Raw genomic sequence first — 26,124 nt, 5'->3', positions numbered from 1 at the left:
CGAAGAACCGTTGTGAGGGAAAATTAATGCGAAAGCTACGACCCATACGGCGGCGTAGAGGCGGCTCATTTGCCGCTCTCGCCGCCTTTTTTACTGTTGTCATCATGTTCTTTGGGATCGGCGGCGCGTCGGCGTTGGGCGCCCCGGCAACGTCCGTCTCCGCGGGTGTCCAGAGCGCCGACGTCAAGGGTAAGACGTTTTCGATTGCCACCGACACCACTTTTGCACCGTTTGAGTTCCGTGATGGCAGTGGTGAGCTGGTAGGCATTGACATGGACCTGATCCGTGCCATTGCCAAGGATCAGGGCTTCGAGGTGGACATCAAATCCCTCGGCTTTGATGCTGCGTTGCAGGCATTGCAGTCCAACCAGGTGGCCGGTGTCATTGCTGGCATGTCCATCACGGACGAGCGCAAGAAGATCTTTGATTTCTCCGCCCCGTACTTTGACTCCGGCGTGCAAATGGCTGTTGCCAAGAACGACCAGGACATCAAGTCCTACGCTGAACTGTCCGGCAAGACCGTCACCGCCAAGCGCGGCAGCGAGGGTGAAACGTTTGCCAACTCCATCAAGGACCAGTACGGCTTCACCGTCAAGGCTCTTGCTGATTCGGCAACCATGTACGACGACGTCAAGGCCGGCAATTCTGTGGCCGTCTTTGACGACTACCCGGTGCTTGCTTACGGCGTTGGCCAAAACAACGGCCTGAAGATTGTCACCGAGAAGGAGCAGGGCAGCTCCTACGGCTTTGCCGTCAACAAGGGTGCCAATGCGGAACTCCTGAGCGCTTTTGATACTGGTCTGGCGAACCTCAAGGCCAGCGGCGAATACGACCAAATTCTTGACAAGTACCTGGCCAAGGCCGAGTCCACCGAACAGGGCGGCTTCTTCGAACTCGTCAAGGACAGCTTCCCTGCGCTCATGAAGGGCCTGTGGCTGACCATCGTCGCCACAGTGCTTTCACTGGCCATCGCCCTCGTTTTGGGTGTCCTCCTTGGCTTCTGCAAGGTCTCCGAAAGCAAGATTCTGCGCGGCATTGCCACCACTTATGTGGCCATTTTCCGTGGCACACCGTTGCTGGTTCAGGCGTTCTTCTTCTACTTTGGTCTACCGCAGATGACGGGCCAGCCCATCGACGTGCTGACGGCCGGCGTCCTTACCTTGAGCCTGAACGCCGGTGCCTACATGACAGAGATTGTCCGTGGCGGCATCCAGTCGGTGGATTCTGGCCAGTTGGAAGCGAGCCGCAGCCTGGGCTTGGGTTACGTCACCTCCATGCGCCGGGTCGTTGTGCCGCAGGCCGTGAAGATCATGACGCCGTCGTTCATCAACCAGTTCGTCATCACCTTGAAGGACACCTCCTTGCTGGCGGTCATTGGATTCGCGGAGCTAACCTACCAGGGCCAGCAAATCTACGCGTCCAACTTCCGTACTGGTGAAACCTTGCTGATTGTGGCTGCCATGTACTTCATTGTGATCACCCTCTTGACCCAGCTTTCCAACGTCCTGGACAGGAAGTTCAACAAATGAGCGCGACCAACGCGAAGATCAGTGTCCGCGGGCTGAAGAAGTCATTTGGCTCCAACGAAGTACTCAAGGGCCTGGACGTTGATGTTGCCGAGGGTGAGGTGGTGTGCGTTATTGGCCCCTCAGGTTCGGGAAAGTCCACGTTCCTGCGCTGCTTGAACAAGCTTGAAGACATTACTGCCGGCACGGTCACCGTCAACGACTATGACTTGACGGACCCCAAAGTCGATTTGAACACCGTTCGCCAAAACATTGGCATGGTGTTCCAGCACTTCAACTTGTTCCCGCACATGACCGTCATCCAAAACATCATGCTCGCACCGGTAGAGCTGAAGAAGCTGGACAAGGCCGGAGCCCGCGAGAAGGCCATGGAACTGTTGCGGCGGGTGGGGCTGGCCGAGAAGGCTGATGCCCGTCCGGCGTCGCTCTCGGGCGGTCAGAAGCAGCGTGTGGCAATTGCCCGCGCGCTGGCCATGAACCCCGGCATCATGCTCTTCGATGAGGCCACCAGTGCCCTTGACCCCGAAATGGTGGGCGAGGTGCTTCAGGTGATCCGCGACCTCGCCGCCGAGGGCATGACCATGGTTGTGGTGACTCACGAGATGGGCTTTGCCCGCGAAGTTGCCGACCGTGTCATCTTCATGGATGCGGGGTACATTTGCGAAGAAGGCACGCCCGAGGCCATCTTCAGCAGTGCGCAGCAGCCGCGTTTGCAGGAATTCCTGGCAAAAGTCCTCTAGCACGCTGTGAGGGGTGGCCGGCCTTATGGCTGGCCACCCCTTTAGTTTAAGTTTCTTGCTGGCCGACGCCGGCCCAACTGTTTGGAGTGTACGTGATGGACCTGCAGGGCATCCTTGAAGAAATTGTCGACCACGTTGCGCCGCTGTGTCGCCAAGGTTCGGTTGCCTCGTACATTCCCAGTCTTGGCAGTGTTTCCGCGGAAAACTTTGGCATGTGTGTGGCCACGGCCGACGGTTCCGTCTACGGTGCGGGGGACTGGCGTAAGCCGTTCTCGATCCAGAGTATTTCCAAGGTCTTCTCGCTGGCCCTGGTGATGTCATACGACTATGACTCCATCTGGCGACGAGTCTTCCGGGAACCCTCGGGAACACCCTTCAACTCGATGATCCAGCTAGAGGCCGACCGTGGCATACCCCGCAACCCGTTCATCAATGCCGGCGCCTTGGTGGTCACGGATAGGCTGCTGACGCTGACAGGGGATGCGGCCGGGGCTGTGCGTGGGCTGTTGCGTCAGGAGTCCGGGAACCCCAGCATTGATGTGGATGCGGCGGTGGCCGCCTCGGAGGCGGACCACGGGCACCGCAACGCCGCCATGGCACACCTGTTAGCCAGCTACGGCAACCTTGAAAACCCTGTTGATGACGTCCTTGCCAACTATTTCGAGCAATGTGCCCTGGAGCTGAGTTGTGAAGACCTCGCCAAGGGGGCGCTATTTCTGGCCCGCGACGGCGTCGCAGCCGGGGGCAGCCCGTTCCTGCAGCCGAGCCAAAGCAAACGCGTCAACGCCGTCATGCTGACTTGTGGCACCTACGACGCCGCGGGGGAGTTCGCCTACCGTGTTGGACTGCCTGCCAAGAGCGGGGTGGGTGGGGGTATCGTCGCTGTTGTGCCGGGCCGCTGCACCGTCACCGTCTGGGGTCCCGCGCTGGGCCCCAACGGCAACTCGGTGGCGGGCATGGCAGCTCTGGATGAGTTTACGGCCAAGACCGGCTGGTCCATCTTTTAGACGCATGGGCCCTCGGGGCGGCGATGCTGGTTGTCGTTGACACGAAATTCGACGTCAACTAAAGTTGACATCGAGAGGGGTTGGTCATGAAAACACTGCTGGGAAACATGGACGGGATGGGTCCAGCCGAGGCTCTGTGCGCCGTAGCGGCGTACCGCAAGGAGCTGGCCCGTACTGAGTCCGAGATGGTGGCCCGGGCCCGAGCCGCTGGCTTGTCGTGGGAGGCCGTAGCCCTGTGTTTGGGCGTGAGCAAGCAGGCCGTGCACAAGAAGTTCGGGAAACGCTAGTCCCCGGCTCCTCCCTCCGCGAGCAAGCTCGCGAGGGAACCCTCGGAGCCGTGGGCCCACCTGCTCCTGCTGCCGCGAGCAAGCTCGCGAGGGAACCCTCGGAGCCGTGGGCCCACCTGCTCCTGCTGCCGCGAGCAAGCTCGCGAGGGAACCCTCGGAGCCGTGGGCCCACCTGCTCCTCCTGCCGCGAGCAAGCTCGCGAGGGAACCCTCGGATCCGTGGGCCCACCTGCTCCTGCTGTGCTGGTGACAGGCCTGCGCTGGCAGCCAGTGGGAGCTACTGGGAGCTACTGGGAGTTGAGCAGCCTCAGGTTGCTGAAGCCGTCGCTGACCCGCAACGGTGTTTGGAATGCTCCGCTGGCACTGAGCGGGTAATAGGTCAACGTGCTGGGGGAGGTCCGCAGGATCAGACCCTTGCTGCCTGCGCCCTTGAACCCTGTGACGGCAATCAGGCCAGTCTTTCGGAAACCGTGCCCGACCCTGGACTTGGCGCCGAAAGCACCGGTTCCTTTTCCGGGATAGAGCCACAAGAGCCCTGCCGGGTCCTGGGCAATAACGTCCGCGTGCGCATCCCCGTTAAAGTTCAGGGCATTGATGGCCAAGCCGTTCCAGCCGGAGCCGATCTTCAGCCATTGGCTCATGGTCCCACCACTTGCGTTGGGGTAGTAGCGCAGGTCACCGTTTGAGAGCTTCGCTATCAGGCCAGGACGATTGTCCGTGGACCGCCATCGGGCCGGGGCAATGTCGATCGTGGTCCAGCCGGTACCAATAATTTGCGGTGCAGCGAAGCCGCCCTGTGCAAGGCCTGCGTGCAGCCGGATGCGTCCGTCGTTCCACTTGATCACCAGATCCAAGATGCCGTTGCCGGTCCAGTCGACAGTCCAGCCGGTGACCATACCCGAGAAATTGCCGACCAGCTTGATTCTTGCGCCCAGGCCACCACTGCCTGTGGCTGGGTAGATCCACAACGCCCCGGCGGTATCGACGGCCAGCACATCTGCTGGGGAACTGATGCTTGGCTTCCCGATGGAAGGCTGCTCCCCGGGTAGCGATCTGGGCCGAAAGTATCCGGCCAGGCCAGTCTTGGTCAGGTTTTGTATGATCGAGGGTCCTGTGGACATGCCGGGGAATGGATTGTTGGGCAGTGCCGGGCTTGAGTTCTGCGATAGCACCTTGACGTAGTTGCCGGCGTCGCCGACAACTATCGCGGCATGCGAGTACGGGTAATTCGGGTACTGCCCGTATTTCCAAATGGCCACGTCGCCCTTTTTTGGAGCGGTGGCGGCTGCGATCTTGGTGAAGAAAGTTGCCGCTCCATTGGTGGCATAGCCGTCCCACAAGCCGCATGCGTAGCCCGGGTTGGGTGAGTGTTGGGTGGAAATTCCGGAGCAGCCGATGACGCTGCGGCAGTACTGTTCCCACAAGTCCCAGCACTGTGCGCCGTAGTAACCGTCCGCGTCGACGTACATATTGGTCCACTTGGCAACGAACGCATCCACTGTGGACAGTGACGCTGCCGCGAGTGGACGTACAATCTTGGCGGTGGTCCCGGGGATGTAGCTCTCACTCGATTCCTCAAGTACTGCCTTGAGTGCATTCTCGTTGACGTGGGGCCCGGGAGGCGGTGTCGGAACGGCCGTTTCGGCGTGGGCACCGGCAAGCCCTGTGAATGCCAAGCCCCCTGAGACTGCTGCCAGGGAAAGGATCGTTCGACGTGACACTATTTTATGCAAGGCACTGCCCTTTGCTGTTCCCTGTTGGCCCCCAGTAGGTCAACGGCTGATCGACTCACAAGCCGATGCGATTTCGTGTGAAGCGCCCGGTGAACGTTCACAACGGATTCGATGATGTGCAGCAAAAACAACTTACAGTGCTACAGGGTACAGCAAGCGCGCGGATTCGGCCCGCCTTGAGTGAACTTAAGCGCTGTTCCGGGGACAATGCGCAGCAGCCGCAGCCGACGCGGCAGAACAAGAGGGGTCGGAACGCAATGTTCCGGCCCTTCTTACCTCTGGCGATCATACTGCTGCGGCCTGGAGCCCGCCCTTGTCGTTCACCAGCGGTGTTTCCTCCAGGGTCGCGCGTACTTGGGGGGTCAGAAAATCTCACAGATTCATAGAGGAATAGCATGCCGAATTTGATCCGTCTCCCAGCTGTATCCGCGCTTGTGATCCGGCACCGTCGTAAGTCCCCGCAGCAGCAAGCTCGTGTCTCACTATGCCGGCCTTGGTTCGGAATCCAACATCAGTCTCTCCGATATCTACAGCGAGCAGACGGGTGAGGCCAGGACTCACCAATTCCAGCGGTCAGAAGGAATATCGATGCAGCCAAGGGGGTGGGACCTGGGTGGGTCGCTAGTCGTGGCAGCTCGATGCTCACGCGCCGAGTATAAATGGCGCCATTCTGATGAAACAGGAGATCGCACACAACGGACAAGAAACCGCCGAAATGGTCAGCCTCACAACCATCCTTAGGGCTGTCGAGAACGGCGACCTGACACCCCACAACTACGGCTCCAGGCTGCTGTTCAGCGACAAGCTATTCGAAGAATGGACATTCTCGCTGCCTAGCGAAAAACCTAGACCTGGCCTACCTTGTCGGCATTGCTTTCATTCTCGCGTTTATGGTCAACAGCCATAGCCACAGAGACAACGTCGGGGTGCGCTAGTCCCAGCCAGTGGCAGATCATCACAAGCTCGTCATACATCAACGATCGGTCGTTGCTGAGGATCCGAGGCACTGTTGGATGAACCGATTACGGACCCCAATGCAAGAGTATTCTGATTCGGCTACCTGTCAGTCCGTGTGGCACGCATGGGAAAGGCCCCACCGCCCTATGCGGAACATTCCAACCTCGGTGATCTTCGCTTCGTCATTGGGCGAGTTCTGTTCCAGACTTTCGTCCCGTCCCTGGTGACGGCGCAGGCGCAGTGGTCTGTTTTTCCAACGTCTAGGCCGAGGAGGATGTCAATGTCGCTGGTGATCATGTTTAGCACGCCCATTGAAGTCGCAACTATTCAAAAGTCGGCCAACCCATTGGCAGCAAAGTCTCACATCCACGTTATGACAGGCGTCCCAAAGTGCCGGCGCCGGGCCTTTAATTAGCAAGGGTATCCGCTGCCGGAGGAGCGCTTGTAAACGTTGCCTGTATCGACATGACAGCCAACACCGGCTGCTACGCGTGAGCTTGCGTTGTTGAGGCTCTGCTGTTTGTAGGAGCTGGGTGCTGACGTAATTGCGTCAACCTGAGACCATGTCAGGTCATTGGGCCCGGGAGGTGGGGCCGATGCGTCATATGCTGGAGTGCCGATTGGTGCATCTGGAGCCACAGGCGTGGAGCTGGCTGCCATTGCTGGCGATGAGATTGTCAGAGACCCAAAAATGAAGGCGACCACAACGGCCGCAGCGAACTTTCGCATAAATTCTCCTCATGTCCATTATTGTGAGGACACCGACTGCCCCCTTCCCGCTACTTCACGGCGATGTTCTGGCGTCAAGCAAGAAGGGGACGTACTGTGAATGTATGACCTCTGAAGTGTGGATCGTTCAGCACGATGAATCTGCTCACAACACTGTTCTTGGTGTGTTCGCCACTCAAGACGAAGCGCAGTCATATCCTGAAGAAGTTGGTGGGCGCTCTGCTAACGGGGTGATCTTTTCTTCCTACCCGGTTGGATACCGATATGACGAGGGGCCTGGATACGTGGACCTTGTCCCAAACTCGACCGGTACGGACTAGCTAATGTATTCTTCGGGGCTCGTTAGAACGTGGAAACACCCATTCATGCAGGACCGCATTAAAGCACCCTTGCCGCCGGTTCCGACGATACCGGGCCCAGATCCAAGCCCGGCCCTAGCATGAGCCAAGGCCGCAGTAAGCCCAGAGCGGGCCGTGGTGGTCCCAGACTTCTTATCCACGTGGATCTGTCCCACTGGTATCCCTACGGCCTCTAGCGCGGTCAGCTGGCGCCCTAGATCCTGCTTCGTGGTCGATACCCTCGCATAGCCAACATCCATGCTTGCACCGTACCGAAATCTAGCCCTGCACGCAGACAAGAGCAGCGTACGTTTTCGGGTGGAAGCAGGTCCTGCTTGTCAGTCCAGTCAAGTATGATCGCCCTCGTGACCATCAAAATTCGTCTTGCCAGCATCACGTCCAACGCCGGTGACAAAGTGGAGTTAGCCGAAAGCGGTGTTACCTGCCTTGTCGGCGGCAACAATGCCGGCAAGTCACGGACACTAGCCGATATCGCATCGCTCGTGGAGACGTCGGGTGCACCGAAGATCGTGATTGATGATCTGCAGCTGACTGTTCCTAGGCCCGTTGGTATTGAAGAGGCCTTCGAGTTTCTCGAGGGTAACGCGGTGCGCCAGCCCAAATATGGTGTGGAGCACACCCAGTACGCTCCGCTTGGGGGTCAGGGTACGAGCATGCGGGCGGAGGCATTTGCGCAAGAGTTGACGCACGGGGACGGGTTGGGCCAGACCAAAGGCTTCTTCTTTCTGCATGCAACGCCTGGGCAGCTGACATATAACGCGTCTGGCAGCCTTGGCCATGTAGGTGTTGGTGGAACGAACCCTGCGAGCCCCTTGCATCGGCTGTTTCTTGATGGTGCCTTGGAAGATGAACTTTCGAAAATTGCGTACGAGGCTTTTGAACAGCCCCTAACTGTTGACCGAGCCAATTTGGATGTCCGGCTTCGAGTCGGGGAGGTAACCGATATTGAGGTTCCGCCACTGAACCGGCCAACCTTGGAATATGCCAACGCCGTTGCAGCACTTCCGGCACTGTCGGAGCAGGGAGACGGCGTACAAAGTTTTATTGGAATCGTGGTGGCAGTCCTTGCCGGGCGTTCCCAGATGCTCCTCCTTGATGAGCCCGAAGCCTTCCTCCACCCTGGCCAGGCAAGGGCATTGGGGCGCTGGCTGAGTGTCCAGGCGAAGCTGCGCGACTTGCAGATTGTCGTCGCGACGCATAGCAGGGATTTAGTTGTCGGTCTTCTTGACGGGAATGGCGCGGGGGTTCATTTCGTCCGCATCGTGCGAGATCGCGACGACAGGAATCGCTTTCACGAGTTGAGACCAGACGAAGTAAACGTAACCTGGGCGGACCCCGTGCTTCGATATTCAAATGTTCTGCAGGGACTTTTTCACACCCGCGTCGCTATTTGTGAGGCCGACGGAGACTGCCGCTTTTATGGCGCAGTGCTGGACGAGTTGGCGAATGAGCGGGGGCTGAGATCTCAAGTAGATAATCTGCTGCTGGTTCCCAGTGGAGGAAAGGCCGGGGTGGCGCCTCTGGCTATGGCGCTTAGAAAGCTTGGCGTCGAAACACACGCTTTTGTCGACTTCGATGTACTGAACAACAAGGCAACGATAAAAGGGATAGTCGAAGGCGTCGGTGGAGCCTGGACGAATGCTCTGGAGGTTGACTTCCGCAACTTTGTGGAGCCCGTCCAACAAGGCAATCTTTGGGCTAATGTCAAGGAAAACGGTTTGGCTGGCGTTCCCGCAGGGCAGCCATACACTGCCGCTGTTCAGCTACTCAGGGCCCTAGATCAGGAACGCGTTCACGTCGTTCCAGGTGGTGAGATGGAGAGCTTCGACAGGGGGATTGGCAAACACGGACCTGTCTGGGTGAGCGAAGCTTTGAAACGGAACGTGCATAGATCATCGCAGCAAGCCAAAGATTACGCGGCTAAAGCGCTCACTGGGACGTAGTCCCAGATTGCCTAGAGTTTGTATTTTTGCCTTGTCGCTAGTTGCAGGGCTAGCTGTCGGACGTCGTCCAGCCCGGACTGTTTCTGAAGCTGTGGCAAGAAGGACCTGACGTCATCGCGGCCGTCGGACCTTTGAGCAGCTTGGCAGAGGGGACTGAAAAAGCCGGCCAACTGCGGTAGTTGGGCACCAGATTCTTTATCGAGCGCGGTAGACGTCCGCGCGGTGATCGACGCGCACAACCTCTACGATGATGCGATCTTCGTCAATGGAGTAAAGAATGCGGTACGGGCCACGCCGGGCGGAATGGTAGCCGGCCAGCTCACGCTCCAGCGGCTTGCCGACACGCTGCGGGTTCTTGGACAGGTCCCCGTAGACGAACTCGACAACGGCAGCCACGATCCGCGGTGGGATGCGCTGCATGTCTCGTCGGGCGGTCGATGCGAAGACAACCTCATAGGCCACTCGCGGCTACCGCTTCTGCCTGATTGGCTGACTGAACTCGGCTCTGATCTGTGCCTCGGAAAAGGTGTTGCCCGCGGCGATGTCGGCCTTGGCCTGCGCCAGGTCTTCGCGAATCCCGTCCTGAGACAGCCAGAAAAGAGTCTCCTGTAGAGCCTCCCATTCGTCGGCCCCGATGATCACGGCGGCCGGCACGCCGTTCTTGGTGATCATGACCTCGTCATGAGTAGACGAGGCGGAGTCAATCAATTCGGAAAGCCGAGCCTTTACCGTGGACAGGGGAAGTATTTGCATACTTTCAGTATAGGACTGAATTTTGGTCAAGCCTAGACCTCTATAAGCTCTTTGCGCCGATTGCTTGGGGGGACTCAGCTTCCCTAACTGACACTCCTAGGTGAACGCATCCACCCAACCCTCGGGCCGATGGATCCCTGATTTCGCACAAGGGGCACCGCGGTTGGGCTAGTCATATTCGACCGTTTTCGACAGGCCTGCCCGTCCAAGTTGGACGTGGCCCGCTTTTAGACCCTAGTGTCATTTTCAGAAGTCGGCTGCACAAATTTCTATACTCGTCTGCACAACCCCGGTGCGTCCGTATGCGGAACCGTGAGGAGGACGCTTTGGGCGCGATGGGTAGACTCAATGATCGGCTATGGCAGAGGTGAAACATGGAATCGACCGGCAATGCGCAAGACAATCAGGCAGCAATCAATGGTGGCCTGCGTACGTCGGTCTGCCTGGGGTTGGCGTGGCTTGCGGTGGCGGCGTGCTTCTGGGCAGGAGCCTGGATGCTGGAGGCGCTCGATCAATCAGGTTTTTTCATCTTTCTTGCCCCGGGCCTTAACTCGGAGACTCTGGCGAGTTCGCTGGCGTTTCTGGCTACCGTGCCGCTCATAGCCGGCATCCACAGATTGACCAAATGTTCTCTCGCCGGTGTCAAGCATCGTTGGATCGCCCGACTAGTGAAGTCGGCGGGGTGGATCACGGGGATCTGCTCTGCGGGCGTTCTCCTGTTCTGGGCAGGCATCATGCTGTTGTTCTCCCCGCTGTCGTCGTACGTGCTGGAATCCGCAGACGACGCCCGAAGCGTACTGATCGTCAACAGGACTGTCCTCCACGCGGGAGGTTTCCGGGTCTACGAACAACGTACATGGCCCATCTATCAGGCGGTGGGAAGGGTGAGTACAAACAACGCGTATGATCCATTCCGCGAAGGGACCTACCGGCAGACGTGGACCGACGAAGGGCTTGAGCTGGAGTTTGTGTTCGACTACATGGAACCAAATAGATATGTGCGTACGGTCATCGAACTTCGGTAGTAAACGCCGAGCGACCCGTGGGCGCGCGTTGTCCCCTCCATAGGATTGCCCAAATGACCAACACCGGGGGCGCCACTCAGCAGCCGGTGGCCTGTCACAACAGTCAGCCATGGCCCTGTGAACACTATGCTTTTGGGGAACCCTGAGTGGGACAGGCTTGACCATATTCGCTGCCAGGGGTCCCTGCTAGCGCCCCTGTCCGGCGCCTGTTTGACACCCTACGATCCCTGGAATACCGTTTGGGCATGCACCTTTGTGACTGATCGACGAGACCACGCGAGTCTTTTTGCGCGTTCTTACTTTTCTCGTCTCGATCTCACATTGGATACGACATGACTCAATCACCCCAGAATTCCTATCAGACCCGGCTGTCCTCTCTCGCCCGCAAGTGCCACTAACTTTCAGCGCCGCACTTGTTGGGCGCATGGCCTATCCCTTGGTTTTCGTTCCCCTTTTGCTTGCGATCGAAGCGAGCACTGGATCTTTCGCAGTTGCCGGTGCGGCAGTCGCCGGCTACGGCGCTACTGCCGGATTCCTTGCACCGCTTCGGGCCAAGGCAATCGATCTGTTTGGCCCGCGCCGGACCTTGCCGGTCCTTACGTTCTTCTTCTCGGCGTTCCTGGTGGCCATCAGCGCGATCACCGCTTCGTCCGAGGCCAGCCCCCTCCTATGTACGGTGATGGCCGGGCTGGCGGGCGCTTTCGCGCCGCCACTCGGGCCTGTGATGAGGGTGCTCTGGAAACGGCTTACGGATGGGCCGGTGATGCTCAAACACGCTTTGACGCTCGATGCCGTGATCGAAGGGGCTGGCTACGGGACTGCTTCTCGTGTTCGTGTTGATGAAGCTTCAGCGCCGTGCGGTTAGTTTGTCATGCGGACTACGATCAACACCGTGTAGATCGCCCAGCACAACGTACCGATACATGCAGCAACTGCTTGTACTCGCTTTCCCTCGTCATAAAAACGAATCCCGCGGGCGAGAAACAAGATGGCGAGAAATCCGAAGATAACAACATCGATGCCACCGTCGAATTGATGGTGGGTGTTTCCTGCCGCAAATAGTGCGATTTTTGGCTCTCCTGACATATCCGTGGGTCATTTCCGTCCGGGCAGCACCGGTTTGTGACCGCCGAGGCTGAGCATGGCCAGGCTGATCAAGGCTTGCGGGGATTTGAAGCCGAAGGCTACCCGGGTGATGAGTCTGATCTTGGTGTTCATGGACTCGATTCGTCCGTTGGAGAGGCCGTGTTCGATGGAAGCCAGAATGGCGTCGCGGTGCTTGATGATGCTTTTCTGCAGCTTCACGAACGCGGGGATCCTGCAGCGTCTGGCCCAGTTCACCCATCTATCCAGCGCCACGACGGCGTCCTTGTAAGGCAGCTTGAAGACGGTCCGCAGGCCCTCCTTGAGGTAGTAGGCCCGGCCCAGCCTCGGGTCGGTCTGCACGATCCAGGCGAGCTTGACCTGCTGCTTCTCGGTAAGGTCCTCGGGGTTTTTCCAGAGCGCGTAGCGGGAGTTCTTTAGCTTCGTTGTTTGCTCGCTGTCGGGCCGTGGTGGGGCGTCCTTGGGTGGTCGTCCACGGCCCCGGGACGGCTCGTTTTCCTTGGCTGCTTTCCGGGCCCGGTTCCATGCGGTACGGCGTTCCTCATCCAGGGCGTCGGTGGCCCACATGACCACATGGAACGGGTCAGCAACACGGATGGCTTGGGGGCATTTTTTGGCCACGACGGAGGAGATCCAGGTGGCGGCATCGGCGGAAACATGCGTGATTTCGCCGCTACGTTCCTCCCCGAGAGCGTCAAAGAATTTCCTCAGAGTGGCCTTGTCCCGTCCCGGGGAAGCCCACACCAGCCGGCCGGAGTCATGGTCCACGACGACGGTCAAATACTTGTGTCCGCGCTTGTAGGAGATCTCGTCAATGCCGATCCGTGTCAGGTTCGCGAACGGGTCAAAGGTCGCGGCAGTATCCTTCCAGAAACGGTCGATGATTGCCCCCACGGTCCGCCAGGCGATGCGCATCAACGCGGTGACCGCACTCTTAGAACATTGGGTGGCCAACCAGGCAACCTGCTGGTCAAAGATCCTGGTGTGCCCGGCCTGGTGGCGGGCCCAGGGAACCGCGGCGACGGTGACCGCATGCTCGGGACATTTCACACGTGGGGCCTCGGCGACAAGATAGGTTTCCATGGTCCCCAGGTCCAGGGTCCGCCAGCGTCTGGGCCCCTCGCCACGGTCGTAACGCGGGGATCTCCTGGAGCAGATCCCGCACCGGTTGCGCATGGATTTATGGGGCCTCACCCGGGCCAGTAAAACCTCGTCGTACTCATCGAAATCCACGCCGATGATCGAAGTTTTTTCTACTCCGAGCATGGCAGACCATATGCTTGTTTTCTGCACGCCGTTTCCCCGCCTTGATTCTTGTTCCTTAGACAGTCAAAAATCCTAGGCAGGAAGCGGCGTGTGGGCGTTAAGGCGCGCGGATCACGCCCACGGAAGAGTCACAAGAGCCCGATTTTTACAAGGAATGCTGCGACCATCACACCAGCTGATATGGCCATCAAACGTTTGGATGCGCTGGCCGTTTGAGCGTTGACTTGTTCCATATATCCCTCACCTATCCGTAACATGATTTCAATCCATAGACTGACGAAACTAGCGCAGAACCAGCTGCCATGCGCCCGCGCACGAGAGCCACAACTGTTGCGATGGCACTGGTGCCGGTCCTGAACTTCATTGTTCTGCCCTCACTATTGATCAGCTAGCGGTACCTACCGCAAGGAAATATGTTCAACAACGGCGGCCCGCCAACAACGACACTATGGGGTTTTCTCTGATTTGGATCACACCCAGGACTGAAATCTGGATATTAGCCTACCGATTGGCTAAATCATGTCCACATGGACAGGGGTACGGAAAATGCTTCGACAAAGGTCCCATGCTCAACTCATCTGCAGTGAAAGGCATACGACAGGGCAGTATTCCAGTGGTCGTCACGGCCGCGAGAGGGACCCTAGGGGACGGTTACGGTCCTGTTGCACCCTCGCGCTACGGTCCGTGCTCGCCCGGTGCAGCTCTCCTCGTACGCACGCCGCTGGCGTAGATCATCACCCGCTAGTGCAGCGTGCACTCACGCAGCGAGAGCGCCGCCCATTCAGCAGCCACTGCGGCAGAACAAGAGGGGCCGGAACGCAATGTTCCGGCCCCTCTTTACCTCTGGTGATTCTACTGCTTGCGGACTAACCCCAGTATTCCCGCATGTTCTAGCTAGCAGCCGTAGTAGAGCTCGAACTCGTACGGGTTCGGGCGCAGTGACAGCGGCTTGATCTCGTTCTCGCGCTTGTAGTCGATCCAAGTGTCAATCAGGTCCTGGGTGAACACACCACCGGCCTGCAGGAACTCGTTGTCGTTCTCCAAGGCGATCAGTGCCTCTTCGAGCGACTCGGGCGCCTTGGGGATGTCCTTGGCTTCCTCCGGGGGCAGCTCGTACAGGTCCTTGTCGATGGGAGCCGGGGGTTCGATCCGGTTCTTGATGCCGTCAAGGCCGGCCATCAGCTGGGCTGAGAAGGCCAGGTACGGGTTAGAGGAGGGGTCCGGTGCGCGGAACTCCAGGCGCTTGGCCTTCGGGTTGGAACCGGTGATCGGGATGCGGATACCGGCGGAGCGGTTGCCCTGCGAGTACACCATGTTCACGGGGGCTTCAAAGCCCTTGACCAGGCGGCGGTAGGAGTTCACTGTCGGGTTGGTGAAAGCCAACACGGCCGAGGAGTGCTTGAGCAGGCCGCCGATGTACCAGCGGGCCATGTCGGACAGGCCGGCGTAACCCTTCTCGTCGTAGAACAACGGAGTTCCGCTGCTCCACAGCGACTGGTGGCAGTGCATGCCTGAGCCGTTGTCACCGAAGACGGGCTTGGGCATGAAAGTTACAGACTTGCCCCAGGCCCAGGCGGTGTTCTTGATGACGTACTTGAACTTCTGCAAGTCATCGGCTGAGTGAACCAAGGTGTTGAACTTGTAGTTGATCTCAGCCTGGCCGGCTGCGCCAACTTCGTGGTGCGAGCGCTCAACTTCGAGGCCAGCAGCGTCCAGTTCGATGCACATAGCATCGCGCAGGTCGGCCTGGTGGTCAATGGGTGCCACGGGGAAGTAGCCGCCCTTGATGGGTGTCTTGTAACCGAGGTTGCCGCCCTCTTCCTTGCGGCCGGTGTTCCAGTAAGCCTCTTCGGAATCGATCTTGTAGAAGGATCCCTGCGGTGAGGACTCGTACTGGACGTTGTCGAAGACAAAGAATTCTGCTTCTGCGCCAAAGAAGGCTGTGTCGGCAATACCTGTGGAGGCGAGGTAGGCCTCTGCCTTTTCGGCAACGCCGCGCGGGTCGCGGTGGTACGGGTCACCCGTACGTGGGTTCACGATGGAGAAGTTCAACGCGAGGGTCTTCTCCAGGCGGAACGTGTCAACGAAGGCTGTGGTGGGATCCGGGATCAGCTGCATGTCTGATTCGGCGATGCCCTGGAAGCCGCGGATGGAGGAACCGTCGAAGAGCTGGCCGTTGACAAAGAAGTCAAGGTCCACGGTCTTGGCGGGCACGTTGAAGTGCTGCTGGACTCCGGGCAAGTCGGTGAATCGAATGTCGACGAATTTTACATCTTCGTCCTTGATGAACTGTAGGACTTCTTCCGCGTTCTTGAACATCTACGCTCCTTGGCGCTGGGGGTTTTGGCCGGCTGGGTGCGGCCATGGTGCATGTACAACTGACACAAGACTAGAACTGTGCTATTTCTCTACCGTGTCCGAAATGTTTCCGGCACGTTACGCGCACTCCTGAACCTTCGGTGCCCGGCCGCTGGCTTGCGCCGGTAGGCTGGGGGAGTGGTAGAACGAAAAGACATAGGCTCTTGGCTCAGTGGGCCAGACACCTCCAATATATCCAAATTTCCCGGCGAGCGTTTAGGTTTGCCCGAATCTGGCCGTGATTCCATGGCCCGGGCGGGCCGGCGCATCATTGCCCTCTGCATTGACTGGGGCCTGTCCTATCTCATTGCGGCGGCTTTCTTTGACGCTCATCCCAATGCGATTCTGGCAATTTTCGCCGTTGAACAGATGGTCCTTGTGGGCACTCTTGGCTACAGTGTCGGGCACAGGATCATGGGCATCACCGTCAGGAGGCTCGACGGCGGCCCGCCCGGTCTGCTGGCCGGCATGGTTCGCGCCCTGCTGCTGTGCCTGGTGATTCCTGCCATCATTGTTGATGCCGACCACCGTGGTCTGCACGACAAGGCCATGAAGACCATCTTGGTTCGCCGATAACACAAACGGACAGAGCTCGAACGCCAGCCCAGGCTGGTTTAAACACAATAATGCCCGGTGGGAAACTTCCCACCGGGCATTATTTGCAACATGCAAGATACTTAGCGACCTCGCGCTGACTTGCGGTCAGGACGGGCCTTGTAAGGGTCAATGCCCTTGGGGATGGGGAGCTTGGTTCCCATGGAGGTGATGCGCTTGTTGACGGCGCTGACCTCAATCTTTGTCAGCTCGTTCTTGAGCTTGTTCATTTTCTTGGTGACCTGGGCGATCGGCACCTGACCCTCACCCTTGCCAGTCTCAATGACTGTAACGGTGACGTTAGGCAGAATCCTGGTCAAACGGCGACGTTCTGCATCAACAAGGCCCTTTACCCGCAGGGAGGGGCCTTCCGTCACCAGAACGATGCCGGGGCGGCCAATGGCACGGAACACAACATCCTGGGTGCGCGGGTTCACCGAGGCGGGCTGCTCTTCAAAGATCCAGCCCTTCTTCAGGGAGCTCAGGGCAGCGCCGGCAGCTCCCGGCTTGCCCTCGATCTGTGAATACGCTGCACGCTCGGCGCGGCGGGACATGATCAGCAGCGCACACAGCAGGCCCAGCGGGATGCCAATGAGCAGTCCGGTGATCCAGTTATCGAGCAAGAAGCCAACAAGGAAGCTGATGGCGATCGGACCCAAGAAGGCACCAAGCATCAACCACGTGACCATGGGGTCGTGGCGGCGGGTCATCTTGAAGATGTCCACCATTTGCTTGATGCGGCTGGGCTTTTTCGTCTTCTTCGGCTTGTCAGCCTTGGGGCTACGAGAAAAGAGTGAGCGCTTGGGTTTTTCAGCGTCTGTCTGTGAGACGTCAGTGGTTTTGGCCATAGTGATTCAATTCTAGCGGTTAATGGGCGGAGTTATTGTGCTGCTATGAGTGAGGCTGCTTCTTGGCGGGTGTGGCCGGAATCTTCGATGCCTTCGGCGATGTGGGCCAGGTGCTCGGGAATGTCGCGGCCCTTCTTGCGCATCGCGGTGGCCCACAAACGTCCGGCCCGGTAGGAGGAACGCACCAGCGGCCCGGACATGACACCCAGGAACCCGATGTCTTCAGCCTCGGCGGAGAGCTCTAGGAACTCTTGCGGCTTGACCCAACGATCCACCGGCAGGTGACGTTCGGAGGGGCGCAGGTACTGGGTGATCGTGATCAGATCAGTGCCGGCGTCGTGCAAGTCCTGCAGGGCCTGACTGATTTCGTCCCGGGTCTCGCCCATACCCAGAATCAGGTTGGACTTAGTGACCATCCCCAAATCCCGGCCCTGCGTCAAAACATCCAGGGAGCGTTCGTAACGGAACGCGGGGCGGATGCGCTTGAAAATCCGTGGCACCGTCTCCACGTTGTGTGCAAACACTTCAGGCTTGGACTCGCAAATCGCTGTGATGTGTTCGGGCTTGCCGGAGAAGTCAGGGATCAACAACTCCACCCCCGTGGTCGGGTTCAGCTCATGAATCTTCCGCACCGTCTCCGCGTACAGCCACACACCCTCATCCTCGAGGTCGTCACGAGCCACACCCGTCACGGTCGCGTAGCGCAGATTCATTTTCACCACGGACCTGGCCACCTTGGTCGGCTCAAACCTGTCGATCGGTGAGGGCTTGCCCGTATCGATCTGGCAGAAATCACAACGCCGAGTGCACTCGGAACCACCAATCAGGAACGTCGCCTCACGATCTTCCCAGCACTCAAAAATGTTCGGACAGCCAGCCTCTTCACAGACAGTATGCAGCCCCTCACCCTTGACCAGATTCTTCATGGCAATGTACTCCGGACCCATGGAGACCTTAGCCTTCATCCACTCAGGCTTCCGCTCCACCGGCACAGCAGCATTCCGCTGCTCAATACGCAACAACTTGCGTCCCTCAGGTGCCAACGTCACAGCAGTGCTCCTTCTGACTGGTCCGCTTCCGCGGAGCCAGCGGTTGTGGCCAATGGCGGCTGAAATTCGGCAATGAGAGGTGCCAGGATGCGGCTGGTGGCGGACTTGACCTGCTCCAGCAGATCGGCCGGGGAGATGTCCTGACCGGTTTCCACCTGCAGGGACGTGGTGCCGGCGTCGTTGATGCCGCAGGCGATGATCTGGGAGTAGGGGGCCAGGCTGTTGTTGGCGTTGATGGCGATCCCATGCATGGTCACACCTTCGTGAACCCTGATGCCAATGGCTGCAATCTTGCGGTCGGGGCCCTTGTCGTCGGCCAGCAGCCAGATGCCTGCCCGGCCGCGCACGCGGACGCCGTCCACACCGTGGTGTGCCAGAACATCGATGATGATGTCCTCTAGGGCGTGCACATAGGCCCGGATGCCGTGGTGATCGGCCAGACGAACAATCGGGTACATGACCAGCTGGCCCGGACCGTGCCAAGTTAGTTTTCCGCCACGGTCCACGTTGATCACGGGCGTGCCGTCAAAGGGGCGCTCATGATCTTCGGTGCGTTTACCGGCGGTATACACTGCCGCGTGCTCCAGAAGCAGCACAGTGTTGGGGGTCGTACCGTTCACCACGCCTTCGTGGATAGCGCGCTGCTGATCCCAGGCAACTGTGTAATCAATGAAATTCGGGGCCATTCCGACGTCGCGTAACTCAAGACTCATACAGGTCACTTTAGAGGATGTTGCATCTTCGCCTAAATCCGAAAAACACCGCGAGCGGCAAGCTGTGGATAACTCCCAGCAGGAAACAGAAAATAGGACTATTACTTGTATATGGAACGCAAGGTATCTCCAGCGGGTGCGGGGCAGGCGCCCATTGTCTCCGGCTTCGACGCCGTGCGGTGTCTAGGTGGCGGGGCGCAGGGGCACGTTTGGCTGTTGGCGCCACGCGATGGTGGACCCGCCGTGGCCGCGAAGATTCTGGGCCCGGGCGCGGCCGACGGCCCGGGAGTGGATGCTGAAGCCGTGCGTCAGAATGAAATCGAGATCACACAAGAATGGCGGATCCTGACGCAGTTCAGCCATGAGCACCTGATTGCTGTGCAGGGTGTGGTGCACGATTCACTGGGAGCCCTTGTCCTGCTGATGGACTATGCGGCGGGTGGCTCCCTGGGGCACATAGTCCGCACCAAAGGCTCCCTGACGGTGGGGGAGGCGGTCACTGTTTTGACACCATTGGGGCAAGTACTGTCCTACTTGCATGGCCGCGGAGCCGTCCATGGGGACGTGTCGGCCGGAAATGTCCTGCTCAGTGCGGCAGGCAAACCGTTCCTGGGTGATTTTGGCCTCGGCCGGCTCCTGGGGCAGGGTGCCGCCGCGCTGACGGGGACGCCCGGATTCGTCTGTGCGCACGACGTCGAACGCAACGAGGCCGCCGACGTGTACGGCTTGGCCGCTGTGGGGTGGTTTGCGCTCACCGGGCATACCCCGCCACCCACCCGCGATCGCCTTCCGCTGTCAACGTTTGTGCGCGACGTTCCCACTGAGCTGGTGGCGGCACTGGAGGCCGGGCTCCATGAGGATGCCAAGCAGCGCCCCACGGCAGCTGCGTTTGCGCAGGCAGTCTTCCGCAGTGCCCGTGCGGAGCCGGTGGCGTTGGCCAACGCCGTTCATCCCAGTGTGCTGCCGGAGTTGCTCACCCGCCAGGCGACCAAGGCACAACGGCGTCAGCGCGGGCAGGGCCGGAAGCGGCGCCGCGTGCGACAGTTGTTCCCACGCCGCCCTGCCGCCGCATCGGGACCCGCGCCGCGGGCGTGGCACCAGAGGGGTCGCAGCTTCTTCCGGCGGGATCAGCGTTTGGGGCGGCTCTGGGGAGGCGACGGCCGGAGCGGTGGACGCCACGGTGGCAGTGGTCATGGTGGTGGTCTGGGTCGGAGCAAGGGAATCACGTCGGCGGCCGTTGTTCTGGCCGTGTTGCTTGTGGCAGCTGGCGGGTTACTGCTGGGTCCGGCATGGTTCAACGCTTTGGCCGGTGCGCAGCGCGGTGCGCAGCAATCAGGCCCAGCGGGACAAGCCATGGCAACCACCAAGGCGCCGTCTATGGCTTGGGCTGCTGCGTTACCGGCACAGGTTCAACGCGGGCTTGCGGCGCAGGAACCGGTCGAAGCCCTCACGGCATTGGCCTGGACGCATTCCTATGCGCTCTCGACCGCTGACGCGAAACTACTGGCCAAGATCAATGCGCCGGGCTCGCCAGCGCTGGCGACAGACACGGCAATTTTGGCGGACTTGGCGGAATTGGGGCACAGTTTCACGGGCCTCGAGACAAGAATCAGTGCCGCCGTCCTGACAGTACCCGCCAGTGCTGCGACGGGCACACCAACACCCACCACGGCGTCACAGGCCACCGTGAAAGCCACAGTGACCACCAGTTCCTTCGCGGAGCGTGATGCTCAAGGAACAGTCGTGCACAACCACGCCCACGAGCAAAGCCAGGAACTGAGCATTGTCCTGACACGCATGGATTCTCGCTGGGTCATCGACCGCATACTCCCCGCCGGCACAAAAAAGTAGGTGGCAGTTACACGAGGTAGCTGCCACCTACTCACATTATCCGCGAGGGCCCCGAGCCTGGGCCCCCTGCCGCCAGGGTCCCACACCGAGGAACGAGGTGCGGGCGCGGCAGGGTAGTATGAGGCTTGGGAGCGGGTGGGTGGGCCCACGCCCGCGGGGGCCCCGAGCCGAAGTATGAGGCTTGGGAGCGGGTGGGTGGGCCCACGCCCGCGAGGGCCCCGAGCCGAGGTATGAGGCTTGGGAGCGGGTGGGGACTATGCTTCGAGCGTCGCCGTCAGGGTGATGTCAAGGCCCTTCAGGGCTCCCGAAACCGGGCAACCCAACTTGGCGCCGTTGGCGATGCGATCAAATTCGTCTTGGCTGATGCCGGGGATCCTTGCTGCCAGCGTCAGGTGGCTGCCGGTGATGCCGGTGCCGGGCACAAAGGTGACAGCCGCGCTGGTATTCACGTAGTCGGCTGCGTGGCCTGCACTGCTGAGTTCGTTGGAGAACGCCATGGCAAAGCATGCGGAGTGCGCGGCAGCGATCAGCTCTTCGGGGCTGGTCTTGCCTTCAGCCTTCTCCGTTCTGGCCTTCCATGTGACGTCAAAGGTGCCCAATTCCGAGCTGTCCAAAGTCACCTGACCGGCACCTGTCGGCAGGTCGCCGACCCAGTGTGCGTGGGCGTTGCGAGTTGTAGCCATTTTCACTCCTTTGAAGAATCAATATTATTTCAATGCCACTTCTAGTCTCGGCATTCATCTCCACCCTATGCCGTAGATTGTTGCCGAGCGTGCAGATTACACTGAGCGAATGATCAAGCTATCGGCAATCGTCATCAACACCCAGAACCCCGCCGCCCTGACAGACTACTGGACGGCGTTCCTGCAGACTGAGGTGGACTACTCCGACAGCGGCTTCACGTGGCTGGCATCGGGAAAGGGGCAACCACGTTTGGCGATCCAGACGGTCAAGGAGCCCACCCAGGGACGGCGCCGTCTGCACCTAGATTTCGCCTCGGATGACGTCCCGGCCGAGGTGCAACGAGCCCTTTCCCTGGGTGCCACGACTGTTGAGGAACACACCATGAGCGGCTTCAGCTGGGTTGTCCTGGCCGACCCCGACGGCAACGAGTTTTGCATCGCCCCCGATCACGTCTAGCTGTTAACGCGAAAAAGACGCTTTGGTGGCTTGTGAGCGGTCAAAGAACTGCTCGCAAGCCACCAAAGGGCCATTATGCGCGAAAGGTTCTGTACTAGGAGACCCAGAAGACGGCAACGGCAATGTTGATGAACGCCATGCCACCCACAGCGTGGGCCAGTCCCTTGGAAACGTCCTGGTGGTTCTTGACCTTGCGGCGGCCAATGGACGCTGCCACAGCAACGACCAAGGCAATCAGCAATTTGACGCCGATCTTCATGTGGTTGACGTCGCCGTCACCCATTTCGGCAAGGCCCACCAGAAGGAGACCCGTAACGAGCTGGGTCAGCGCGCCAATCCACTGCCACTGGGTGACTGTGGGCGTCTTGAACGCGGCGAGCCAGCCGCCAACGATCGCGGCGGCACCAAGAATATGCAAAAACACGAGCACTAAGTGTAGAAAGTCCATGCCGTCAGCTTAGGCAACTTGGTGACACAGTGTCTATCAAGGTGTGCCTAATGTTGTAAATATGGCCCGGCCGGAGGCACAACGACGGCGGCCTGTGACGTACAAAACATACGTCACGGGCCGCCGTCGTTCCTCTGCGGGAAGGGTGTTACAGGCCCAAATCGGCCTCAAACGCGCCATCTTCCAGGCGGGCCTTCAAGGTCTGCAGGAAGCGGCCGGCGTCCGCGCCGTCCACCAGGCGGTGGTCGTACGTCAGGCACAGGTACATCATGTGACGGATGGCGATGGTGTCATCGCCGTCAGCGTCGGCAACAACCATGGCGCGCTTGACGATCGCGCCGGTGCCCAAGATGGCAACGTTGGGCTGGTTGATGATCGGGGTGTCGAACAGTGCGCCAACGGAACCGATGTTGGTGATGGAGAACGTGCCGCCGGAGAGCTCGTCCGGGCCGATCTTGCCGCTGCGGGTGCGTGAGGCGACATCGGCGATCTTGCCGGCCAGGCCAGCAAGATTCAGATCGCCGGCGTTGGAGATGACGGGAACCAGCAGGCCCTTGTCAGTGTCAACGGCAATCGCGAGGTGCTCGGCGTTGTGGTAGGTGATTTCCTGAGTTTCCTCATTGTATTCACCGTTGACCTTGGGGTGCTGCTTGAGCGCCTCGGTCACAGCCTTGGCAATGAACGGCAGGAACGTCAGCTTAGAGCCGTTGGTTGCCGCGAACTGGTTCTTGGCCGAATTGCGCAGCTTGACGATGCGCGTCATGTCGATCTCGTGCACCTGCGTGAGCTGCGTTGACACCTCCAACGATTCGCGCATGCGGCGGGCGATGACCTGGCGGATCCGAGGTGCCTTGACCGTGGTGCCGCGCAATGAGGAAGGCACGACGGCGGGGGCAGCCTTGGCAGCGGGTGCTGCAGCTGTTGCTACCGGAGCGGCGGCGGCCTTGGCAGCCTCAGCGGCAGCAACAACATCCTGCTTGCGGATGCGTCCCCCAACACCTGTGCCGGAGACGGTGGCGATGTCCACGCCGTGCTGGTTGGCGAGCTTGCGCACCAACGGGGTCACGTAGTTGGACTCGGCGCCGGCCGCAGGGGCCGGAGCAGCAACAGGAGCGGGAGCTGCAACGGGTGCCGGAGCTGCTGCCGCGGCGGGGGCCGGAGCAGCAACAGGAGCGGGTGCAGGGGCAGCGACAGGAGCCAGGGTGGCGGGGGCCGGAGCAGCAGCGGGGGCCGCGGCGGCGGGAGCAGCAGCAGCCGGAGCGGCGGCGGAACCGATCAACGCCAGCACCCCGCCAACTTCTGCTGTCTCGTCCTCGGGAACGCGAATCTCGAGCAAAACGCCGGCCACGGGGGAGGGGATCTCGGTGTCAACCTTGTCGGTGGATACCTCCAGGATGGGCTCATCGATGTCGACGGTGTCGCCAACGGCCTTCAACCAGCGGGTAACGGTACCTTCGGTGACGCTCTCGCCCAGGGCGGGGAGCAGCAATTCGTGGGCATCGGCGGCGGGTGCCGCGGCAGGAGCTGCCGGGGTCTCGACGGCTTCAGCTGCGGGAGCCTCAGCGGGTGCCGCTTCAGCTACTGGAGCTTCAGCCGGTGCCGCTTCAGCTGCGGGAGCCTCAGCCGGTGCCGCAGATGCTGCTGCGCCGGTGCCGATGCGGGCCAATGTGGCGCCGACTTCTGCTGTTTCGTCTTCGGGCACAAGGATTTCCTCCAAGATGCCGGCAAAGGGTGACGGGATTTCGGTGTCAACCTTATCGGTGGATACCTCCAGCAGGGGCTCGTCAATTTCGACGCGGTCCCCAACCTGCTTGAGCCATCGCGTAACGGTACCTTCGGTAACGCTTTCACCCAATGCGGGCAAGTTCACGGATTCAGACATTGCGTCCCCGTTCTCCTTCATGTGCGCTGCATTTCGCTGATGGTGCACAAGGGTGCATGTGCCGCGAAATTCTTTAGAATAAGTATGTTTTTAGCTTAGTGCACCCGGCGCGGGCGTCGGGTGCACTAAGAAGGATCTTGCTAGCCGTGGAGGGGGCGTCCGGCCAAGGCCATTGCCGCTTCTCCAAGGGCTTCGTTCTGGGTGGGGTGTGCGTGAATGAGGCCAGCAATGTCCTCCGGGTACGCTTCCCAGTTCACGATGAGCTGTGCTTCACCGATCTGCTCACCAATGTGGCTGCCGATCATGTGAACACCCACCACGGGGCCGTCCTTTTCACGAACAAACTTGATGATGCCGCCGGTGCCCAGGATGGCGCTCTTGCCGTTACCAGCCAAGTTGTATTCGGTGGTTTCCACGTTTGCATCGCCAAACTTTTCCTTGGCCTGCTTCTCGCTGTAGCCGACCGAGGCAATCTCCGGGTCACAGAAAGTGACCTTGGGGATGTTGATGTCCTCGACGATGACGGGCTTCATGCCGGCAATTTCTTCGGCAACGAAGATGCCCTGCTGGAAGCCGCGATGTGCCAGCTGCACGCCGGGGACAATGTCGCCCACTGCGTAGATGTTGCCAACACCTGTGTGCAGGCGGTCGTTGGTGATGACGAAGCCGCGGTCGATCGTGACGCCCGCTTCTTCAAAGCCCATGCCGGAGGTGGACGGGCCACGGCCAACAGCCACGAGCATCAGGTCAGCCTCGAACGTCTTGCCGTCGACCAAGGTGGCTTTGACGCCGTCGTCAGTGTGCTCAACTCCCTGGAAGAACGTGCCGGTGTTGAACTTGATGCCGCGCTTGCGGAAGGTGCGCTCGAGCACCTTGATGATGGCAGCATCTTCGTTGGGTACCAAGGACGCCATGCCTTCAATGATGGTGACGTCTACGCCGAAGGACTTCCACACGGAGGCAAATTCGACGCCGATGACGCCGCCACCGAGCACGATGGCGCTCTTGGGCAAGGCCTCCATGGTCAGGGCCTCGTCGGAGGTGATGACCTTGCCGCCGATTTCCAAACCGGGCAGGCTGCGTGAGTATGAACCGGTGGCCAGAACAATGTTCTTGCCTGTGTAGTCCACGCCGTTCACGGTGATGGTGTTGGCCGCGGTGAGCTTACCTTCACCCTCAATGACTGTGATGCCCTTGCCCTTGATGAGGCCCTGCAAACCCTTGTACTTGCCGGCAATGATGCCGTCCTTGTACTTGTTGACAGCCACCAGGTCGATGCCATTGAGCTGGCTGTTGACGCCAATGGAGGCGCCTTCGCGAGCGTGGTCGGCCACTTCGGCTGCATGCAACAGAGCCTTGGTGGGGATACAGCCGTTGTGCAGACAAGTGCCGCCCAACTTGGCCTTCTCCACCAAACCAACAGTCTTACCCAATTGGACTGCTCGGAGTGCAGCTGCGTAACCGCCGCTGCCACCGCCGAGAACCAAAATATCGAATTCTTGCCCAGCTGCCTGTTCGGCCACTTAGACGCTCCCTCGCGTTCGGGTGACGCGCACATTAGCGGCGCGTCATCTCATCAATTGTTGAGAGAAGGACCCCACCCATTGCGGATGGTCCACTTCTTCCGGTCAAAGACAAATACTTTCAGCATTCACCTTACGTCAGTTGTTCCATGCAACACCCGCACAGCTGTCACAGTAAAGGGGAATGTGGTCATACTCACTTTCCGCCGGATTGCGGCAGTGTGCCGGGCCGGAGAAGTGGGGGGGGCAGCGGTGGCTTGTTCCGCCGCCGTCTCGTCCCAGCACCACCC

24 protein-coding genes and 1 pseudogene are annotated in these 26,124 nt (G+C 59.8%); 10 read left to right on the top strand and 15 right to left on the bottom strand.

Annotation, left to right across the window (positions count from 1 at the left end):
• Nucleotides 1–104: 104 nt before the first annotated feature.
• The 4 genes from ACX80E_RS14605 (at nt 105) to ACX80E_RS14590 (ending at nt 3,560) form a co-directional block, all read left to right on the top strand.
• Nucleotides 105–1,529, top strand: coding sequence for an amino acid ABC transporter substrate-binding protein/permease (locus ACX80E_RS14605; RefSeq protein WP_459302748.1), 1,425 nt, complete (start codon nt 105–107; stop codon nt 1,527–1,529).
• A complete protein-coding gene (locus ACX80E_RS14600) occupies nt 1,526–2,266 on the top strand; it encodes an amino acid ABC transporter ATP-binding protein (protein WP_459302747.1) in 741 nt (246 codons plus the stop codon). Before ACX80E_RS14605 ends, ACX80E_RS14600 begins: the two co-directional genes overlap by 4 nt.
• 95 nt (nt 2,267–2,361) lie before the next feature.
• Complete coding sequence (locus ACX80E_RS14595) at nt 2,362–3,273, top strand: glutaminase (protein ID WP_459302752.1); 912 nt, start codon at nt 2,362–2,364, stop codon at nt 3,271–3,273.
• An 86-nt stretch (nt 3,274–3,359) separates the two neighbouring features.
• Nucleotides 3,360–3,560 carry an AsnC family protein gene (locus tag ACX80E_RS14590; protein WP_459302746.1) on the top strand — a complete coding sequence of 67 codons (201 nt, stop codon included), beginning with the start codon at nt 3,360–3,362 and terminating at the stop codon, nt 3,558–3,560.
• Between the two features lie 286 nt (nt 3,561–3,846).
• On the opposite strand, the gene ACX80E_RS14585 is transcribed toward ACX80E_RS14590, so the two are convergent.
• From ACX80E_RS14585 to ACX80E_RS14575, 3 genes and pseudogenes are all read right to left on the bottom strand, one after another.
• Nucleotides 3,847–5,280, bottom strand: a complete 1,434-nt coding sequence (locus ACX80E_RS14585; RefSeq protein ID WP_459302745.1) for a CHAP domain-containing protein — start codon at nt 5,278–5,280, stop codon at nt 3,847–3,849.
• Between the two features lie 1,129 nt (nt 5,281–6,409).
• A pseudogene (locus tag ACX80E_RS14580) lies at nt 6,410–6,546 on the bottom strand (IS110 family transposase); the annotation flags it as partial.
• A 748-nt stretch (nt 6,547–7,294) separates the two neighbouring features.
• The gene (locus ACX80E_RS14575; protein WP_459302744.1) at nt 7,295–7,576 is read right to left on the bottom strand and encodes a recombinase family protein; all 282 of its coding nucleotides are present in this window, start codon (nt 7,574–7,576) and stop codon (nt 7,295–7,297) included.
• Nucleotides 7,577–7,681: 105 nt separating this feature from the next.
• Between ACX80E_RS14575 and ACX80E_RS14570 the strand changes: the two genes are divergently transcribed.
• The gene (locus tag ACX80E_RS14570; protein WP_459302743.1) at nt 7,682–9,280 is read left to right on the top strand and encodes an ATP-dependent nuclease; all 1,599 of its coding nucleotides are present in this window, start codon (nt 7,682–7,684) and stop codon (nt 9,278–9,280) included.
• Between the two features lie 195 nt (nt 9,281–9,475).
• Here the strand turns inward: ACX80E_RS14570 and ACX80E_RS14565 are convergent, their stop codons facing one another.
• Together ACX80E_RS14565 and ACX80E_RS14560 are read right to left on the bottom strand one after the other, a co-directional pair.
• Nucleotides 9,476–9,742, bottom strand: coding sequence for a type II toxin-antitoxin system RelE family toxin (locus ACX80E_RS14565; RefSeq protein WP_459302742.1), 267 nt, complete (start codon nt 9,740–9,742; stop codon nt 9,476–9,478).
• Nucleotides 9,743–9,748: 6 nt separating this feature from the next.
• Nucleotides 9,749–10,033, bottom strand: coding sequence for a type II toxin-antitoxin system Phd/YefM family antitoxin (locus ACX80E_RS14560; RefSeq protein ID WP_459302740.1), 285 nt, complete (start codon nt 10,031–10,033; stop codon nt 9,749–9,751).
• A 374-nt stretch (nt 10,034–10,407) separates the two neighbouring features.
• Between ACX80E_RS14560 and ACX80E_RS14555 the strand changes: the two genes are divergently transcribed.
• Complete coding sequence (locus tag ACX80E_RS14555) at nt 10,408–11,058, top strand: hypothetical protein (RefSeq protein ID WP_459302739.1); 651 nt, start codon at nt 10,408–10,410, stop codon at nt 11,056–11,058.
• 424 nt (nt 11,059–11,482) lie between these two features.
• Complete coding sequence (locus ACX80E_RS14550; RefSeq protein ID WP_459302738.1) at nt 11,483–11,923, top strand: hypothetical protein; 441 nt, start codon at nt 11,483–11,485, stop codon at nt 11,921–11,923.
• Here the strand turns inward: ACX80E_RS14550 and ACX80E_RS14545 are convergent.
• The 3 genes from ACX80E_RS14545 to glnA all read right to left on the bottom strand — a co-directional run bounded on the left by ACX80E_RS14545 (nt 11,920) and on the right by glnA (nt 15,747).
• Nucleotides 11,920–12,144 (bottom strand): hypothetical protein, encoded by a 225-nt coding sequence (locus ACX80E_RS14545; RefSeq protein ID WP_459302737.1) that lies wholly within the window; start codon nt 12,142–12,144, stop codon nt 11,920–11,922. The genes ACX80E_RS14550 and ACX80E_RS14545 overlap by 4 nt on opposite strands.
• 9 nt (nt 12,145–12,153) lie before the next feature.
• Nucleotides 12,154–13,455 carry an ISL3 family transposase gene (locus ACX80E_RS14540; protein ID WP_459302736.1) on the bottom strand — a complete coding sequence of 434 codons (1,302 nt, stop codon included), beginning with the start codon at nt 13,453–13,455 and terminating at the stop codon, nt 12,154–12,156.
• Nucleotides 13,456–14,322: 867 nt separating this feature from the next.
• On the bottom strand, nt 14,323–15,747 hold the full coding sequence (gene glnA, locus ACX80E_RS14535) for a type I glutamate--ammonia ligase (RefSeq protein WP_459302735.1): 1,425 nt from the start codon (nt 15,745–15,747) through the stop codon (nt 14,323–14,325).
• A gap of 177 nt (nt 15,748–15,924) precedes the next feature.
• Between glnA and ACX80E_RS14530 the strand changes: the two genes are divergently transcribed.
• Entirely contained in the window at nt 15,925–16,362 is a 438-nt protein-coding gene (locus tag ACX80E_RS14530) for an RDD family protein (RefSeq protein ID WP_459302734.1), read from the top strand.
• A gap of 101 nt (nt 16,363–16,463) precedes the next feature.
• Here the strand turns inward: ACX80E_RS14530 and ACX80E_RS14525 are convergent, their stop codons facing one another.
• Genes ACX80E_RS14525 through lipB form a run of 3 tightly spaced genes read right to left on the bottom strand, consistent with a single transcriptional unit; the run spans nt 16,464 to nt 18,999 of the window.
• Nucleotides 16,464–17,228, bottom strand: coding sequence for a DUF4191 domain-containing protein (locus tag ACX80E_RS14525; protein ID WP_459302733.1), 765 nt, complete (start codon nt 17,226–17,228; stop codon nt 16,464–16,466).
• A gap of 32 nt (nt 17,229–17,260) precedes the next feature.
• Nucleotides 17,261–18,277, bottom strand: a complete 1,017-nt coding sequence (gene lipA, locus ACX80E_RS14520) for a lipoyl synthase (protein ID WP_459302732.1) — start codon at nt 18,275–18,277, stop codon at nt 17,261–17,263.
• A complete protein-coding gene (gene lipB, locus ACX80E_RS14515; RefSeq protein ID WP_459302731.1) occupies nt 18,274–18,999 on the bottom strand; it encodes a lipoyl(octanoyl) transferase LipB in 726 nt (241 codons plus the stop codon). The genes lipA and lipB overlap by 4 nt, the downstream gene beginning before the upstream one ends.
• Nucleotides 19,000–19,101: 102 nt before the next feature.
• Between lipB and ACX80E_RS14510 the strand changes: the two genes are divergently transcribed.
• A complete protein-coding gene (locus tag ACX80E_RS14510) occupies nt 19,102–20,841 on the top strand; it encodes a serine/threonine protein kinase (protein ID WP_459302730.1) in 1,740 nt (579 codons plus the stop codon).
• Nucleotides 20,842–21,095: 254 nt separating this feature from the next.
• On the opposite strand, the gene ACX80E_RS14505 is transcribed toward ACX80E_RS14510, so the two are convergent.
• Entirely contained in the window at nt 21,096–21,524 is a 429-nt protein-coding gene (locus ACX80E_RS14505) for an OsmC family peroxiredoxin (protein ID WP_459302729.1), read from the bottom strand.
• Between the two features lie 109 nt (nt 21,525–21,633).
• On the opposite strand from ACX80E_RS14505, the gene ACX80E_RS14500 reads away from it, so the two are divergent.
• Nucleotides 21,634–21,981, top strand: a complete 348-nt coding sequence (locus tag ACX80E_RS14500; RefSeq protein WP_459302728.1) for a VOC family protein — start codon at nt 21,634–21,636, stop codon at nt 21,979–21,981.
• Between the two features lie 94 nt (nt 21,982–22,075).
• On the opposite strand, the gene ACX80E_RS14495 is transcribed toward ACX80E_RS14500, so the two are convergent.
• The 3 genes from ACX80E_RS14495 to lpdA form a co-directional block, all read right to left on the bottom strand.
• Nucleotides 22,076–22,429 (bottom strand): hypothetical protein, encoded by a 354-nt coding sequence (locus ACX80E_RS14495; RefSeq protein ID WP_459302727.1) that lies wholly within the window; start codon nt 22,427–22,429, stop codon nt 22,076–22,078.
• Between the two features lie 148 nt (nt 22,430–22,577).
• Entirely contained in the window at nt 22,578–24,311 is a 1,734-nt protein-coding gene (gene sucB, locus ACX80E_RS14490) for a 2-oxoglutarate dehydrogenase, E2 component, dihydrolipoamide succinyltransferase (RefSeq protein ID WP_459302726.1), read from the bottom strand.
• Between the two features lie 140 nt (nt 24,312–24,451).
• Nucleotides 24,452–25,834: a dihydrolipoyl dehydrogenase gene (gene lpdA / locus ACX80E_RS14485; protein ID WP_459302725.1), complete on the bottom strand. Its 1,383-nt coding sequence runs from the start codon at nt 25,832–25,834 to the stop codon at nt 24,452–24,454.
• Nucleotides 25,835–26,124 lie beyond the last annotated feature (290 nt).

This window comes from Arthrobacter sp. TMN-49, assembly GCF_054511095.1.
This window is presented reverse-complemented; position numbering and strand designations above follow the sequence as displayed.

Excerpts from the sequence above, each read along its gene's own strand:
- ACX80E_RS14605 (WP_459302748.1), top strand. The coding sequence starts at position 105 with ATGTTCTTTGGGATCGGCGGCGCGTCGGCGTTGGGCGCCCCGGCAACG.
- ACX80E_RS14600 (WP_459302747.1), top strand. The coding sequence starts at position 1,526 with ATGAGCGCGACCAACGCGAAGATCAGTGTCCGCGGGCTGAAGAAGTCA.
- ACX80E_RS14595 (WP_459302752.1), top strand. The coding sequence starts at position 2,362 with ATGGACCTGCAGGGCATCCTTGAAGAAATTGTCGACCACGTTGCGCCG.
- ACX80E_RS14590 (WP_459302746.1), top strand. The coding sequence starts at position 3,360 with ATGAAAACACTGCTGGGAAACATGGACGGGATGGGTCCAGCCGAGGCT.
- ACX80E_RS14575 (WP_459302744.1), bottom strand. The coding sequence starts at position 7,576 with ATGGATGTTGGCTATGCGAGGGTATCGACCACGAAGCAGGATCTAGGG.
- ACX80E_RS14560 (WP_459302740.1), bottom strand. The coding sequence starts at position 10,033 with ATGCAAATACTTCCCCTGTCCACGGTAAAGGCTCGGCTTTCCGAATTG.
- ACX80E_RS14555 (WP_459302739.1), top strand. The coding sequence starts at position 10,408 with ATGGAATCGACCGGCAATGCGCAAGACAATCAGGCAGCAATCAATGGT.
- ACX80E_RS14550 (WP_459302738.1), top strand. The coding sequence starts at position 11,483 with ATGGCCTATCCCTTGGTTTTCGTTCCCCTTTTGCTTGCGATCGAAGCG.
- ACX80E_RS14545 (WP_459302737.1), bottom strand. The coding sequence starts at position 12,144 with ATGTCAGGAGAGCCAAAAATCGCACTATTTGCGGCAGGAAACACCCAC.
- glnA (WP_459302735.1), bottom strand. The coding sequence starts at position 15,747 with ATGTTCAAGAACGCGGAAGAAGTCCTACAGTTCATCAAGGACGAAGAT.
- ACX80E_RS14525 (WP_459302733.1), bottom strand. The coding sequence starts at position 17,228 with ATGGCCAAAACCACTGACGTCTCACAGACAGACGCTGAAAAACCCAAG.
- ACX80E_RS14510 (WP_459302730.1), top strand. The coding sequence starts at position 19,102 with ATGGAACGCAAGGTATCTCCAGCGGGTGCGGGGCAGGCGCCCATTGTC.
- ACX80E_RS14505 (WP_459302729.1), bottom strand. The coding sequence starts at position 21,524 with ATGGCTACAACTCGCAACGCCCACGCACACTGGGTCGGCGACCTGCCG.
- ACX80E_RS14500 (WP_459302728.1), top strand. The coding sequence starts at position 21,634 with ATGATCAAGCTATCGGCAATCGTCATCAACACCCAGAACCCCGCCGCC.
- ACX80E_RS14495 (WP_459302727.1), bottom strand. The coding sequence starts at position 22,429 with ATGGACTTTCTACACTTAGTGCTCGTGTTTTTGCATATTCTTGGTGCC.
- sucB (WP_459302726.1), bottom strand. The coding sequence starts at position 24,311 with ATGTCTGAATCCGTGAACTTGCCCGCATTGGGTGAAAGCGTTACCGAA.